At 69.2% G+C, this 14,369-nt stretch carries 16 protein-coding genes; 5 read left to right on the forward strand and 11 right to left on the reverse strand.

What is annotated here, in order from left to right:
* Position 1: 1 nt before the first annotated feature.
* Positions 2 to 697: a hypothetical protein gene (locus tag ESP70_RS11765; RefSeq protein ID WP_149689435.1), complete on the reverse strand. Its 696-nt coding sequence runs from the start codon at positions 695 to 697 to the stop codon at positions 2 to 4.
* Between the two features lie 194 nt (positions 698 to 891).
* Here ESP70_RS11765 and cimA point away from each other — a divergent pair, with 194 nt between their 5' ends.
* Genes cimA through ESP70_RS11780 form a run of 3 tightly spaced genes read left to right on the forward strand, consistent with a single transcriptional unit; the run spans position 892 to position 4,098 of the window.
* Positions 892 to 2,478 carry a citramalate synthase gene (cimA, locus tag ESP70_RS11770; RefSeq protein WP_281287322.1) on the forward strand — a complete coding sequence of 529 codons (1,587 nt, stop codon included), beginning with the start codon at positions 892 to 894 and terminating at the stop codon, positions 2,476 to 2,478.
* 39 nt (positions 2,479 to 2,517) lie between these two features.
* Positions 2,518 to 3,276, forward strand: coding sequence for a hypothetical protein (locus tag ESP70_RS11775; protein ID WP_149689437.1), 759 nt, complete (start codon positions 2,518 to 2,520; stop codon positions 3,274 to 3,276).
* A gap of 27 nt (positions 3,277 to 3,303) precedes the next feature.
* A complete protein-coding gene (locus ESP70_RS11780; RefSeq protein WP_149689438.1) occupies positions 3,304 to 4,098 on the forward strand; it encodes a hypothetical protein in 795 nt (264 codons plus the stop codon).
* On the opposite strand, the gene ESP70_RS11785 is transcribed toward ESP70_RS11780, so the two are convergent.
* Positions 4,067 to 4,510, reverse strand: coding sequence for a GNAT family N-acetyltransferase (locus ESP70_RS11785; RefSeq protein WP_149689439.1), 444 nt, complete (start codon positions 4,508 to 4,510; stop codon positions 4,067 to 4,069). The genes ESP70_RS11780 and ESP70_RS11785 overlap by 32 nt on opposite strands.
* 193 nt (positions 4,511 to 4,703) lie before the next feature.
* Here ESP70_RS11785 and ESP70_RS11790 point away from each other — a divergent pair, with 193 nt between their 5' ends.
* A complete protein-coding gene (locus tag ESP70_RS11790; protein WP_149689440.1) occupies positions 4,704 to 5,264 on the forward strand; it encodes a protein-L-isoaspartate O-methyltransferase family protein in 561 nt (186 codons plus the stop codon).
* On the opposite strand, the gene ESP70_RS11795 is transcribed toward ESP70_RS11790, so the two are convergent.
* The 4 genes from ESP70_RS11795 to ESP70_RS11810 are packed head-to-tail and all read right to left on the reverse strand — an operon-like array spanning position 5,261 to position 8,202.
* On the reverse strand, positions 5,261 to 5,659 hold the full coding sequence (locus tag ESP70_RS11795; RefSeq protein WP_149689441.1) for a Fur family transcriptional regulator: 399 nt from the start codon (positions 5,657 to 5,659) through the stop codon (positions 5,261 to 5,263). The two genes, ESP70_RS11790 and ESP70_RS11795, sit on opposite strands and share 4 nt — an antisense overlap.
* Positions 5,659 to 6,510: a metal ABC transporter permease gene (locus tag ESP70_RS11800; RefSeq protein ID WP_149689442.1), complete on the reverse strand. Its 852-nt coding sequence runs from the start codon at positions 6,508 to 6,510 to the stop codon at positions 5,659 to 5,661. The genes ESP70_RS11795 and ESP70_RS11800 overlap by 1 nt, the downstream gene beginning before the upstream one ends.
* A 4-nt stretch (positions 6,511 to 6,514) precedes the next feature.
* The gene (locus ESP70_RS11805) at positions 6,515 to 7,291 is read right to left on the reverse strand and encodes a metal ABC transporter ATP-binding protein (RefSeq protein ID WP_149689443.1); all 777 of its coding nucleotides are present in this window, start codon (positions 7,289 to 7,291) and stop codon (positions 6,515 to 6,517) included.
* A complete protein-coding gene (locus tag ESP70_RS11810; protein ID WP_149689444.1) occupies positions 7,288 to 8,202 on the reverse strand; it encodes a metal ABC transporter substrate-binding protein in 915 nt (304 codons plus the stop codon). Before ESP70_RS11810 ends, ESP70_RS11805 begins: the two co-directional genes overlap by 4 nt.
* Positions 8,203 to 8,353: 151 nt before the next feature.
* On the opposite strand from ESP70_RS11810, the gene ESP70_RS11815 reads away from it, so the two are divergent.
* Complete coding sequence (locus tag ESP70_RS11815; RefSeq protein ID WP_149689445.1) at positions 8,354 to 9,430, forward strand: ABC transporter ATP-binding protein; 1,077 nt, start codon at positions 8,354 to 8,356, stop codon at positions 9,428 to 9,430.
* Positions 9,431 to 9,493: 63 nt separating this feature from the next.
* On the opposite strand, the gene nagB is transcribed toward ESP70_RS11815, so the two are convergent.
* From nagB to ESP70_RS11840, 5 genes are read right to left on the reverse strand one after another with little or no spacing between them, the layout of a single operon-like run.
* Positions 9,494 to 10,264, reverse strand: coding sequence for a glucosamine-6-phosphate deaminase (gene nagB, locus ESP70_RS11820; RefSeq protein ID WP_149689446.1), 771 nt, complete (start codon positions 10,262 to 10,264; stop codon positions 9,494 to 9,496).
* Entirely contained in the window at positions 10,252 to 11,184 is a 933-nt protein-coding gene (locus tag ESP70_RS11825; protein ID WP_149689447.1) for an ROK family protein, read from the reverse strand. Before ESP70_RS11825 ends, nagB begins: the two co-directional genes overlap by 13 nt.
* On the reverse strand, positions 11,181 to 12,617 hold the full coding sequence (locus tag ESP70_RS11830) for a glycoside hydrolase family 3 protein (protein ID WP_149689448.1): 1,437 nt from the start codon (positions 12,615 to 12,617) through the stop codon (positions 11,181 to 11,183). Before ESP70_RS11830 ends, ESP70_RS11825 begins: the two co-directional genes overlap by 4 nt.
* On the reverse strand, positions 12,614 to 13,432 hold the full coding sequence (locus tag ESP70_RS11835; protein WP_149689449.1) for a carbohydrate ABC transporter permease: 819 nt from the start codon (positions 13,430 to 13,432) through the stop codon (positions 12,614 to 12,616). The genes ESP70_RS11830 and ESP70_RS11835 overlap by 4 nt, the downstream gene beginning before the upstream one ends.
* Complete coding sequence (locus tag ESP70_RS11840; protein ID WP_149689450.1) at positions 13,429 to 14,331, reverse strand: carbohydrate ABC transporter permease; 903 nt, start codon at positions 14,329 to 14,331, stop codon at positions 13,429 to 13,431. The genes ESP70_RS11835 and ESP70_RS11840 overlap by 4 nt, the downstream gene beginning before the upstream one ends.
* Between the last annotated feature and the right edge of the window lie 38 nt (positions 14,332 to 14,369).

A 14,369-nucleotide genomic window follows, 5' to 3' on the forward strand; every position in this document is an offset into this window, starting at 1 on the left:
GTCACGGCGCGAACAAGGCCTCGGCGGGATTGCCGTCGAGGGTGACGACGAGCAGGTGGTCGTCGGCGTCGTACGCGATCTCGACGTCGATCGACCGGCCCTTGGGCGTCGAGGCCGCCTCGGCGTCGCCGAGGCCGTACGCGATGTCGCGCAGCGTCACGGTGGCCCGGCCGACGGGATCGTTGGCCGGCCACTCCGCGAGCAGTCGGTGGACGAGTCCGGCGAGGACGGCGGTGTACATCGCGTGCGCCGACTCGTCGACACCGTCGACCACGATCTCGGGCAGCCCGAACGACATGAGACCGACGGTGCGCACCCGGCCGTCGCCCAGCGCCTCGTAGTCGACCGTGTACCACTGGGTGGCGTGCGCGAGCGACACCTCGTCGGACCGCGACTCGACGACCCGCGGGATGCTCAGGTCGATCACGACGCCGTCGTGCTCCTCGGCGAGCAGCAAGGCATCGATGCGGGCGTCGCGGATCGCGAAGGCGGCGTCCTCGAGGCTCGTCTGGCGCAGGATGAGCCGCTGGTGCTGGCGTGATCTCAGCCGGCGCATCGCCACCTCGGAGGAGCCGTAGTGGCGGAGGAGCTCGGGGGAGGGCGGCGGGATCAGGTCCTCGGACTCCAGTGGCTCGGGCGTCATCACGGCGTACATGACGGTCGGCTCCACGTCGAGTGGGACGGGTCTGGCGGTCATAGGTCGATCAGTCTAGACTGAGCCGCATGCAGAGCATCTCGATCATTATCGACAGGCGCGCCGGGCACTGACACCAAGCCCCGACGCGCTGCCTCCCATATCCTGGGGGGCTTTTTTGTTGCCGAAGCGAGTGGCACCCGACCGAGATGCCGACCGGACCGAAGGACAGAGCAGTGAACGCAGGACATCAGAGCGTGAGCGACTTCCACGTTTACGACACGACGATGCGCGACGGCGCCCAGCAGGAGGGCCTCAACCTCTCCGTGCAGGACAAGATGCACATCGCGCGTCACCTCGACGACCTCGGCGTGGGCTACATCGAGGGCGGCTGGCCGGGCTCGAACCCCAAGGACACCGAGTTCTTCGCGCTGGCCGCCAAGGAGCTCGGCCTCAAGCACGCGACCCTCGCGGCGTTCGGCGCCACGCGGCGGGCGGGCGTCCAGGCGTCTGAGGATCCGCTGATCCAGGCGCTGCGCGACTCGGGCGCGTCGGTCGTGACGCTGGTCGCCAAGAGCCACGACCGCCACGTCACCGAGGCGCTGCGCACCACGCTCGAGGAGAACCTCGCGATGGTGCGCGACACCGTGACCTATCTGCGCGAGGAGGGCCAGCGGGTCTTCGTCGACCTCGAGCACTTCTTCGACGGCTACCGCGCCAATCGCGACTACGCCCTCGAGGTCGTACGTGCTGCCGGTGACGCCGGCGCCGAGGTCGTCATCCTGTGCGACACCAACGGCGGCATGCTGCCGCACTGGGTCACCGAGATCGTCACGGACGTCGCCACGACGGGCGTACGTCTTGGCATCCACGCCCACAACGACACCGGCTGCGCGGTCGCCAACTCGATGGCCGCGGTCCAGGCCGGTGTGACGCACGTGCAGGGCTGCGTCAACGGCTACGGCGAGCGCACGGGCAACGCCGACCTCATCACGTGCGTCGCCAACCTCGAGCTCAAGCTCGGCATGACGGTGCTGCCGGAGGGGTCGCTCGCCGACGCGTCGCGGATCTCGCACGCGATCGCGGAGATCACGAACTACCCGCCGTCCGCCCGCCAGCCCTACACCGGCGTCTCGGCGTTCGCCCACAAGGCCGGGCTGCACGCGAGCGCGATCCGCGTCGACCCCAACCTCTACCAGCACATCGACCCGGCGCTCGTCGGCAACGACATGCGGCTCCTGGTGTCGGAGATGGCCGGTCGAGCGACGATCGAGCTCAAGGGCAAGGAGCTGGGCTTCGACCTGGCCGACGACCCGGCGCGCCTCGCGCGGGTCACCGACCGGGTCAAGGCGATGGAGCAGGCCGGCTACACGTTCGAGGCCGCTGACGCCTCGTTCGAGCTGCTGCTGGCCGAGGAGATCGACGGCGCCCGGCCGTCCTACTTCGACGTCGAGTCCTGGCGCGTGCTGGCCGAGTCCGCCCGCGGCGACGACGCCGTCGCCGAGGCCACGGTCAAGCTTGTTGCCGGAGGCGTACGCCTGGCCGTGATCGGTGAGGGCAACGGACCCGTCAACGCGCTCGACCACGCGCTGCGTCAGGCGATCGAGCAGGTCTATCCCGATGTCGCCCGGTTCCACCTGATCGACTTCCGGGTCCGCATCCTCGACCAGGGTCACGGCACCGACGCCGTCACGCGGGTGCTGATCGAGACGTCTGACGGCAAGGACTCGTGGGTCACGGTCGGCGTCGGTGCCAACATCATCGAGGCGTCGTGGGAGGCCCTCGTCGACGCCCTGACGTACGGTCTGCGGCGTCACGGGGTGGCCTCGCGCACCAACGGCTGACGCATTGACCCGGCACGGCGGCGCTGGGACGGTGTGGGGGTGAACGTCCCCGCGCGCAAGGTCGCGGTTGCCCTGCCGGTCGTCCTGACGATCCTGATCGCGATCGTCATCGGCGGACTGGTCATCGTGCAGGACCAGCGGCAGTCCCACCAGGTCGAGGAGGCCGAGGAGGTCGCGCAGACCTACCTCGCCCAGGTCGACGCCTTCCGCTCCTCGATCATTGCCAAGGTCGACAAGGCCGACGCGAGCGATCCCGGCGCGCTGAGCAAGGTGCTGGACCGCGCGATGGCCGGTCCGCCGCGGCTCGGAGGCGCGCCGGCGTACGGGCGCGAGCACTCCGCGTCGTATGCCGAGGCGGCGCAGACCGAGGCGACCGTGCTCCGGCCGTTCAAGCGCCTCAGCGCCACGTTGCGCAGGGCCGACATCTCGTTGACGTTCATCACCGCTGCGCGCAAGGTGCTGGAGCTGCGAGCGACCGACTACGTCGGATACGGGTTCATCACCACCAGCACACGGGTCCGCTCCGAGCTCATCCCGGCATTCGTCAAAGCCCGCGACGCGTTCGACCGCGTACCGGTGCCCAAGGGGCAGGAGGAGCTGGCGGCGAAGGTGCATGACGCCGCGCAGTACGTCATCGACCAGGCGTCGGTCCTCGCGGCCCGCATCGACAGCCGGCAGAACTTCTCGTTCAGCTATCAGGACGAGTTCCAGGCGGTGGCAGAGGCGATCAACGACTACGCGACGCGGGTCAAGGGCGACGTCGCCGAGGCGGTCGCGGAGGTGACCGCCGACTCGTAGACAGGTCGTCTTCGATAGCGTGGGGACATGGTCTCCAGGGGGAAACGCAACGTCATCATCGCCGGCATCGTCGCCTTCAGCCTCGTGCTGGTGGCCGCGATCGGCACCACCGCATTCTTCTTGATCCGCAAGCAGCACCGCTCCGATGACGTCGCCGCTGCCGCTCAGGTCGCCGCGGCCTACACGAAGAAGGTGTCGGCCTACCGTTCCGCGGTCCAGTCGGCACTCAACCCCCGGCAGCTTGACGACGCCGCGCGGGTCAAGGTCGCCTTCGACGCAGCCATCGCGAAGACTCCCACGCTCGGTGACGCGCCGGCGTGGGGCAAGGAGCACTCCAAGACGTACCTCGCTGCGGTCAGGACGCAGAAGACGCTCAAGAAGCCGTACGACGCCGTCTCAGAGGTGCTCGACGAGGCGATCGTCGGCCAGCCGTTCGTCAAGGCCGCGAACACGGCGCTCGACGTCAAGATCGACCAGTTCATCTCCGAGCGCTCGCTGCCCGACGGAGGGCCCATCCGGACCAAGCTCATTCCCGGCTTCACCAAGGTCTTGGCGACGTTCAACAAGGTTCCGGTGCCCGAAGGGCAGGAGAGCACGGCTGATCAAGTCCGGGACGCGCTCAAGGCCATGCTCAAGGATGCCGGGAGGGGAGCCGACGACCTCGACTCCGGTCGGAGCACCTACATCAGCGCGGCGTCCGAGTACGTGACGGCCAGCACTGCGGTGAACACCTATGAACGTTCGTTGCAGTCGCGACTCGAGGCCGCGGTCAAGAAGGTGACGGCCGCGGTCAGCGGGCAGTCGACGGAGTCCGCGACATAGGCGTGTGCAGGATGCCGGCCTCGTGGTAGTCCTCGCCGGCGCGTGCGTAGCCGAACGACTCGTACCAGCTCTCGAGGTAGGCCTGCGCGTTGAGCTGCAGCTCGCCGTCGCCCCACAGTCGCGACACCTCGGCCATGAGTCGCCCCGAGAGGCCCTGTCCGCGTTGGTCCTTGCGCGTGCAGACCCGGCCGATGTGGCGAACGCCGTCGTCGCCGACATAGACCCGCAGGTAGCTGGTCGGGCCGTCTGCGTCGTCGAGCCAGAGGTGCGTCGTGGTCGGCAGCAGGTCGCGGCCGTCGACGTCCTCCTCGTCGACCTGCTGCTCGACGGCGAACACCGCATCGCGGATCTTCCAGATGTCATAGACGTCCTGCGCCGTCAGCGCATCACCAGTCACGCAACGGGGGGTCATGCACCCAGCCTAGGTCGTCCCACTTCCCACGCGGCCGGTTCGCGCGGCCCCGCATCTCGACCGGCGGCGTTCTCGTCCTTCGCCGCACAACCTCGGTGCGCCTCAATCCTCGGCCTTGCCGGATCGGGCGCGGATGCCACGCTCACTGATCAGCCGCGAGGGTAGTGGAACGACCTGAGGGTACGTTCCGGGCATGGACACGGCCGAGGTCATGCGCAAGGTCGAGCGTGCACGCTTCCTGCCGCGGCGGCAGCGGGGTTCGGCCGGCCTCGACCAGGCGCTCGAGGTCGGCCACGGGCAGACCTGCTCGCAGCCCTCGACCGTCGCGGACATGTTGGAGCTGCTCGACGTGCAGCCGAGCATGCGGGTGCTTGACGTCGGATCCGGCACCGGCTGGACGACGGCGTTGCTGGGCCGTCTCGTCGGTCCCGGCGGCGAGGTCATCGGCTGCGAGATCGTGCCGGAGCTCGTCGAGCGGGGCCGGGAGAACCTGGCCGGCGAGGAGATGCCGTGGACGCGGATCGAGCCGGCCGAGCAGGGTGCGCTCGGGCGCCCTGAGGACGGACCGTTCGACCGGATCCTGGTGTCGGCGATGAGCGACAGCCTCCCGTACGAGCTCGTGGAGCAGCTCGCGCCCGGCGGGATCCTGGTGATCCCGGTGGCCGGCTCGATGACCAGGGTCGCGATCGACGCCGAGCGTACGCCCGAGGTGACCCGCCACGGCCTCTACCGGTTCGTGCCGCTGATCCGCTAGGCGCGAGCGCTGGCGCAGCTGTTGCACGTGCCGAAGATCTCCAGCGTGTGTGCCACGTCCTGGAAGCCGTTCTCCTCGGCGATCTTGTCGGCCCAGCGCTCGACCGTCGGCCCCTCGACCTCGACGGTACGCCCGCAGGACCGGCACACCAGGTGGTGATGGTGCCCGGCGCTGCACTGGCGGTAGAGCACCTCGCCGTCGTCGTTGCGCAGTGCGTCGACCTCGGCGGCGTCGGCGAGGACCTGGAGACTGCGATAGACCGTCGACAGGCCGACCGACTCGCCGCGCTTCTTGAGGATGTCGTGGATCTCCTGCGCGCTGGCGAAGCCGTCGAGGTCCTCGAGGATCGCGACGACGGCGCGGCGCTGGCGGGTGTTGCGGGGGGCTTCGACCATCAGATGTCTCCTCGTGCGAAATCTACCGGTTGGCGGTGGCCGCGAAGCCGCCTCATCGCTGCGCCGAACAGTGCCGCGACCGCGAACACCGCGAGCGCGAGCATCACGATCGTCGGACCGGGCTGCGTGTTGATCTGGTAGCTCGAGACAACACCACCGAGCGCGGCGAACAGACCGATCGCCATCGCCGCCGCGTGCGTGGTGCGGAAGCTGCGGGTCAGTTGTTGCGACGCCGCTACCGGGACGATCATCAGCGCCGACACCAGCAGCAGCCCCACGGTACGCATCGCGACCGTGATCGTGACCGCGGCGAGCACGGCGATCAGGATGCTGTAGAGGCGTACGGGCACTCCGCTGACCCGCGCGTGCTCCTCGTCCTGGCACACCGCGAACAGCTGAGGTGACAGGCCGACCGCCAGCGCGATGACGAGCACCGCCAGGATCGCGACGACCTTGAGATCCCCGTCCGACACGGTGGTGATCGAGCCGAACAGGTAGCTGTTGAGCTTGGCTGCACTCTCGCCGGCCAGGTTGGTGAGGAGCACACCGCCGGAGAGCCCGCCGTAGAAGAGGATCGCGAGGGCGACGTCACCACTCGTGCGGCCGAACATGCGCAGGAGCTCGATGACGACCGCACCGGCCACCGCGACGACCACGGCGGTCAGGACCGGCGCGAATCCGGTGAGCAGGCCGAGCGCCACGCCGGTGAGGGCGACATGGCCGATGCCGTCGCCGAGCAGGGCGAGGCGGCGCTGCACGAGGAACGTGCCGATCGCAGGTGCCGCGAGGCCCGTGAAGACCGCCGCGATCAGCGCTCGCTGCATGAACTCGTAGCTGAGCATCTCTGTCATGCCGTCACCTCCAGACACCTTCGCCAGTGAGTCCCTCGGGAATGGGGGGTTGTCCGGTGTGCATGTGGACATGCGCGTGGTCCTCGCCGACGAGACCCTCGCACGGGCCTTCGTAGGCGATCTCGCCGGCGTGCAGCACGATCGCGCGGTCGATCAGGGGACGCAGCGGGCCGAGCTCGTGCGCCACCAGCAGGACCGAGGTGCCTTCGTGCACCAGGCCACCGAGCAGCTCGGCGAGCGACTCCTGGTTGTCGTGGTCGACGCCGGCCGTGGGCTCGTCCATCACGAGCAGCTCGGCCTCGGAGGCCAGGGCCCGGGCGATGAGCACGCGCTGCTGCTGGCCGCCGGAGAGCTCGCTGAGCGATGATCGCGTACGGTCGGGCAGCCCGACCCGCGAGATCGCCGCGGTCACGGCAGCCGCGTCGGCCTTGGTGCTCCAGCCGAACAGTCGGCGATGTGCGAGGCGGCCGCTCATGACGACCTCGTGCACTGTCGCGGGGACGCCGGCGACGGCGCGGGAGCGCTGCGGGACGTACCCGATGCGGTGGCGCTCGTGAAAGTGAGCGAGCGGTGTGCCGAACAGCTCGACCGTGCCGCCGCTCATCGGGATCAACCCGGTGGCGGCGCGGACGAACGTCGACTTGCCGGAGCCGTTGGCGCCCAGAAGCGCGACGAACTCTCCCGCGGACACGTCGAGGTCGACCTGTCGCAGGACAGGCCGACCATCGAGTGCCACGCTCACGCCGCGTGCCTTCAGCGGCTGCGTGGTGTCAGTGCTCATGAACAGGAGTTGGCCTTCCTCAGGGTCTCGAGGTTCTTGCGCATGAGCGTCAGGTACGTCTGGTCCTTGGTCGCGTCGGACAGACCCTCGATGGGATCGAGCGTAGCGGTCCTCACTCCGGCTTCGTTGGCGATCGTGTCGGCGATGGCCGGGCTCACGAGCTCCTCGGTGAAGATCGTGGTGATCTTGTCCTTGCGGACCAGATCGGTGATGTCGGCGAGCTGCGCGGGCGACGGCTCGTTGGCCGGGTCGATGCCGGCGATCGGCACCTGCGTCAGGTCGTAGCGGTCGGCGAGGTACTGGAACGCGGCGTGGCTCGTGACGATGGTGCGGTTCTTGCACGTCTTGAGTCCGGTCGCGAAGTCGGTGCCGAGGGTCTCCAGCTCACCTTCCAGCTTCGAGGCGTTGGCGGCGTAGTCGGAGGCGTGGTCGGGGTCGACGGCAGAGAGCTTGGCCTCCACGGCCTTGGTCACCGCGACCATGTTCTGCGGGTCCAGCCAGGTGTGGGGATCCTCGTCGCTGTGGTCGTGTCCTTCCTCCGCGGCTCCGGGCTGGAGCTGCTTGAGCTTGACGACCGTGGCGACGTCAACGGTGTCCTTGGTCGACCGGCCGGCCTGCTTGACGGCGTCGTCGACGGCGGCCTGGAAGTGCTTCTCGTAGATCACGAGATCGGCGTTCTGGACGTCCCCGACCTGCTTGGGCTTGAGCTCGAGGTCGTGCGGCTCCATGCCGGGCGCCGTCAGGTTGGAGACCTTGACGTGGGAGCCCCCGACCTGCTCGGCGACGTACGCGAACGGGTAGAACGACGCGACCACGTTGGTCGTGTCGTCATTGCCCTTCGCGGAGTTGCCGCATGCGGCAAGGAGGAGGACGAGGGGCAGCGCGCCGAGCAGGGCGAGAGGCTTCTTCATGAGAACGATTCTCAAGTAGTTGGGAATCATTGTCAAATGACCAGAGCAGCGAAGAGCGTGACATGGCTCACTGTAGGATGAGCGGGCACCACCACATCACCCATCACTCGGATCGTCCGGCACGTACCTGCCGGTGAAGGGAAACATCAGCATGTCATCAGTCACGTTCGAGAAGGCCACCAGAGTCTTCACAGGTCAGGACCGCCCGGCGGTCAACCAGCTCGACCTCCACGTCGAGGACGGCGAGTTCCTCGTACTCGTCGGTCCCTCCGGTTGCGGCAAGTCCACGTCGCTGCGCATGTTGGCCGGACTCGAAGAGGTCGACGAAGGCCGGCTCCTCATCGGTGAGCAGGACGTCACCGACCTGCCGCCCAAGGCCCGCGACATCGCGATGGTCTTCCAGAACTACGCGCTCTACCCGCACATGACGGTCGCCGAGAACATGGGCTTCGCGCTCAAGATCGCCGGCACCAACAAGTCCGACATCAGCAAGCGGGTCGCCGAGGCCGCGGCGATGCTCGACATCACGGAATACCTCGAGCGCAAGCCCAAGGCGTTGTCCGGCGGTCAGCGCCAGCGCGTCGCGATGGGCCGGGCGATCGTCCGCTCGCCGCGCGTGTTCCTGATGGACGAGCCGCTGTCCAACCTCGACGCCAAGCTGCGTGTCCAGACGCGGACGCAGATTGCTCAGCTGCAGCGCCGCCTCGGCACGACGACGGTCTACGTCACGCACGACCAGGTCGAGGCCATGACGATGGGTGACCGCGTCGCGGTGCTCAAGGACGGCGTGCTGCAGCAGTGCGCCGCTCCGCGCGAGATGTACGACCGCCCTGCCAACCTGTTCGTCGCCGGCTTCCTCGGCTCGCCGAGCATGAACCTCATGGAGCTCCCGGTCGTCGACGGGGGAGTGCGCTTCGGCGACTCCGTCGTGCCGGTCGGCCGCGATGCCCTCGCGGACGCCGACGCGAAGACCGTGACCTTGGGCGTCCGCCCGGAGAACCTGGTCGTCAGCAGCACGGGCCTGCAGGTCGAGGTCGACGTCGTCGAGGAGCTCGGCGCCGATGCCTACGTCTACGGTCGTGCCGACGTCGACGGCACCGAGCAGACCATCGTGGCGCGTGCCGACTGGCGCAAGCCGCCGGCCAAGGGCGAGACGATCCACCTCGCACCCGAGGACCCGTCCGGTCTCCACGTGTTCGCCACGGAGTCGGGCCGCCGCCTGAGCTGAAGCCTGTGGTCCTTGAGCTCGTCGAAGGGGCGTCCTTTCGACAAGCTCAAGGACCGGGCTGCGTCAGAACCGTTGCCAGGCGGGCTTGTTGTCCCACGCCTCACGGTAGTAGTCGGCGAGCTGCAGGCTCGCCGCTGCGGCTTCGTCGACCACGACGGTCGCTCGCGGGTGCAGCTGCAGGATCGACGCCGGGCAGAACGCCGACACCGGGCCTTCGACTGCACTGGTGACCGCAGCCGCCTTGCCCTCGCCGGTGGCGATGAGCACGAGGTGCCGGGCATCGAGGATCGTGCCGAGACCTTGGGTGATGACGTGCCGCGGCACGTCGTCGGCCGAGTCGAAGAAGCGCGCGTTGTCGGCCCGCGTCTGGCGGGTCAGGGTCTTGACCCGCGTGCGGGAGGCGAGCGACGAGCCGGGTTCGTTGAACCCGAGGTGGCCATCCGTCCCGATGCCGAGCAGCTGCACGTCGACGCCACCGGCCGCGGCGATCGCGGCCTCGTAGCGTGCTGCCTCGGCCGGTATGTCCTGGGCCTCGCCGTCCGGGCCGTCGACACGGTCCAGCCCGGCCTCGTCGGTGAACTCACGCCGGATCACCGAGTGGTACGACTCCGGGTGCGTACGGGGCAGGCCGACGTACTCGTCGAGCAGGAACGCCCGGCACTCGGCGAGGCTCAGTGATCCCTCGCTGCGACGCCGGATCAGGTCTCGGTAGGCCGGCAACGGCGACGAGCCGGTCGCCAGGCCGAGGACCGCGCCCGGACGTACGTGCGACACGACGATGTCGGCGACGAGCGCTCCCGCGGCCTCTCGATCGGCGACGATCACGACCTCCATGAACGAACCTCCTCGTCTCCCGCGCCGAGCAGCGCGGCGCCCAGTGCGCCGGCGGGATGCCCGGCGGGCAACCACCGTACGCGCTCGGCGATGCCGGCCAGCCGACCGAGCGAGGTGTTCTCGTCCGCGCGCAGACGGGCGAGGATCGCCTCGCGCAGGGCCGGGGTGGCCGAGACGACGCCGCCGGTCACGAGGACGCAGCTGACATCGACGCTGTAGGCCAGCAGCGTGATGGCCTGGGCGATGCCGGACGTCAGCTCGTCGCGGATGCGGGTGGCGTCGGCGTCGCCTGCTTCGGCGGCCTCGAACAGCTCCGCGGCGGTGCCGGCCCACTGCCGACGCACACCGCTGCCCGATGCATACAGCTCGAGGCAGCCGCGCCGACCGCAGGGGCAGAGGGGGCCGGTGGGGTCGTGCACGAGGTGGCCGATCTCGCCGGCCATGCCTCGGGAGCCGTGGCGAAGACGGCCGTCGAGCAGCAGCCCGGCGGCGATGCCGGTGCCGACGTTGAGCAGCGCGAGGTCATCGATGTCAGAACCCTGCTCACGCAGCCACTGCAGGCCACCGAGCGTCGCCGCCTTGACGTCGTTCTCGACGGACGTCGGGACGCCGTCGGCGCCCGCTGAGACGAGGGCGGCGAGATCCAGTGGATCGCCGTCCAGTCCGAGGTTGACCGCGTGGGTCACGGCGCCGGCGTTGACGATGCCGGGCACGCCCAATCCGATGCTGACGATCTCGGCGTCGGGCGGGAGCGCGGAGCGCAGCGCCGCCACCATGTCGAGGGATCCACCGACGACGCCGTCGCCGCCCTTGCGGGTCGGGTGCGTCTCCTCGGTGACGACGTGGTGTGGCTCCTCGGCGGCGACCGCGATGCCGTGCACGGTCGTGCCGCCGATGTCGAGACCCAGCCGGACCTTCATCGGCCGCCTCGCATCGCTGACGCCAGGGCATCGGTGAGCACCGCGGCCGAGCCGTAGGTGCGTACGACCCGGTCGTACGCGTCGAGTGCGGGGTCGGGCCAGCCGAGCTCGACGAGCACCGTGCTCGGGTTGGCGGCCAGCTGGACCTGGATCCAGGCCCAGACGGCGGGGGCGGCCGCGGCGCGGCGTACGACGATCGCCACCTGTCCGTCGAGAGGCGTCTGTGCCGGGAGGTCGTCGGCGGTGAGGTCGAGGCGGCAGCCGCCGAGGTCGAGCTCGCCCCACGCGGTGTCGCCGACAGCGAGGTTGGTGCCGGTGTCGATACGGACGACGGTCGCTGGGCCGTCGAGGCGGGGTGCGCCGGCGATGAGGCCCGTAGCGACGTGGGCAGACGCCTGGCGGGCCGCTGCGATGACCTCATCAGCGTCGTCCCGCACGGCGATGCCGCTCCACGTCTCGCGCAACGCGCCGACCCGCTTGGCTGCTTCGGTGAGCCTCGCGAGCGGCAGGTCACCCGACTCGACGGCGCGGCACACCGCGTCGACGGCTTGCTCGATCGTGTGCGGCGAGGACGTCTGCTCGGGTCCGAGGCACAACAGGTCCGCACCCGCAGCGAGCGAGAGCACCGCTGCACCGCCGATACCGTGCACCGCGCTCGCCCCGGCCATGTCGAGGGCGTCGGTCACGATGACACCGCCGAATCCCAGCTCGTCGCGCAGGAGCCCGGTCAGCACGGCGCGGCTCAGGGTCGCGGGCTCCTGGTCGTCGAACGCCTCCAGCAGCACGTGCGACGTCATGATCGTGGCAGCGTCGTCGAGGACCGCGGTGAACGGGACCAGCTCTCGGGCGCGGAGCACGTCGGCCGGCGCGGCGACGCGGGGGAGTCCGAGGTGCGAGTCGGCGCTGGTGTCGCCGTGGCCGGGGAAGTGCTTGACCGACGCGGCGACGCCCTGCGATGCGAGCCCTGAGACGTACGCCGAGGTGTGGCGAGCGACCAGCTCGGGATCGGCGCCGAAGCTCCGCGTGCCGATGACGGGATTGCGCGGGTTGCTGTTGATGTCGGCGCTGGGTGCGAGGTCGAGCCAGATGCCGGCCCGTGCGAGCTCGGCACCGATGCCGGCGGCGATCGCCTGTGTCGCGGTGGCGTCGTCGTACGCGCCGAGGGCGGCATTGCCCGGGTAGGGGCTGCCCTCGCGCGCGTGGAGACGGGTCACGTCGCCGCCCTCCTCGTCGAGTGCGAGGACCGCGGACGGGTCGATGTCGCGCACGGCGCGGGCCAGATCGGCAATCTCGGTGTCACGTGCCATGTTGTTGCCGTAGAGGCACACCCCGGCGAGCCCGTGCGCGTACGCACCGGGGAGCCAGTCCGGCACCGTGGGACCGGCGAACGCACCGAGCATCACGCCGTACGCCATGCGTCTCGTGCTGCTCATCCCTTGACCGCCCCGCCGACCATGCCCGAGGTCATCCGGTTCTGCACGATCATGAACAAGATGATGACGGGCGTCGCGACGAGCGTCGCACCCGCCATCACGGCGGGCCAGTCGACCGCCTCGTTGGACACGTCGGTCAGGCCCCTGAGCCACAGCGGCAGGGTCCGGTTGGACGGGTCCATCACGACGACCGCCAGCGTGTACTCGTTCCAGGCCTGCAGGAAGCCGTAGACGCTGCTCGCCACGAGGCCGGGCGCGAGGAGGGGAAAGGTGATCGTGAAGAACGCCCGGGTGCGGCTGCAGCCGTCGGTCATCGCGGCTTCCTCGAGGTCGATCGGGATGCCGTCGACGAAGCCACGCAGCATCCAGACCGTGAACGGCAGGATCAGGGCGGTGTAGAGCAGGCCGAGGCCGACGACGCTGTTGAGCAGGCCCCAGTCGTTGAGCATCTTGTACTGAGAGATGAACAGCGCCTCGGGCGGGATCATCTGGATCGCCAGCACCGTGAAGATGAACGACCGTCGGCCGCGGAAGCGGAAGCGCGAGATCGCCACGGCCGCGACGAAGCCGCAGAGCACGGCGGCCACGATCGCCAGCAGCGTGACGGTGAGGCTGAGCTTGAGCGAGTCGACGAACGAGGCGTCGAACACCCGGCCGAAACCTGACGCGCTGAAGTCGGGCAGGAACGACGGGTTGGGGGAGCGGAGCGCCTCGACGGGCTGGAACGCGCTGTTGGCGATCCAGTAGACCGGGAACGCCCAGATCACGGCGAGGACGATCGCGACGGCGCCCCACAGACGGGCTCGGGCGTTCATCGGGGTTCCTCCTTGAGCAGTGACCACACGTAGCGGACGGTCAGGACCAGCGTCAGCACCAGGACGAACATGGCCATCGCGGACGCGGAGCCATAGTCGTTCTGGCCGATGCCGAGCGAGTAGATGTAGGTGCCGAGCAGATGCGTCTCGCTCGGGGTGCCGCCGACGTTCTGCAGGAAGTTGATCTGCGCGAACACCCGCAGGTCCCACACGATCTGCAGCAGCGCGACGATCGTCAGCACGGGCTTGATCGTGGGATAGACGATGTGGCGGAAGCGCTGGGTCGCGGTGGCCCCGTCGAGGTGGCTGGCCTCGAGCGTCTCCTCCGAGACCTGGGTCAGCGCCGCGTACGCCGTGAACGCGACGAACGGCACGCTCATCCAGATGATGATGACGCTGGCGACGAAGAAGAACGAGAGCGGGTCGATCAGCCAGTTGTGTCCGTCGAAGCTGGCGAAGCCGAGCTTGCGCAGCGACCAGTTGACCAGGCCGTAGCGGGTGTCGAACAGCCACTGCCACGCCGTCATCGCCGCGATGACCGGCATCGCCCAGGCCAGCAGCATGCTGATCTGCAGGATCAGGCGCGGCGCGGTGGCCACCCGCTTCATGAGCACCGCGATCAACGTGCCGAGGACCATCGTGATCGAGGCGTTGACGAAGCAGAACGCCAGCGACCGGGCGATGACGGTCCACATCGTGCGGTCCGTCACGAGCTCGCGGTAGTTGTCGAGGCCGACCCACGGCGCGGGCTGGCCGAACTGCTGGGCCCGGCCGAACTCGTGGAACGACAGCATCAGCTGACGACCCAGCGGATACGCCATGCCGACGAACAGCACGAGGGTGGCCGGGACGAGCAGGGCGTACGGTCCGGCCTTGCGCCTCAAGCGGGTGCTGCTCATGCTGTCCCTCCTCTCGTGGTGATGGGTACGCGCCCAGC

Source organism: Aeromicrobium ginsengisoli, from assembly GCF_004134905.2.
Taxonomy (GTDB): Bacteria; Actinomycetota; Actinomycetes; order Propionibacteriales; family Nocardioidaceae; genus Aeromicrobium; species Aeromicrobium ginsengisoli.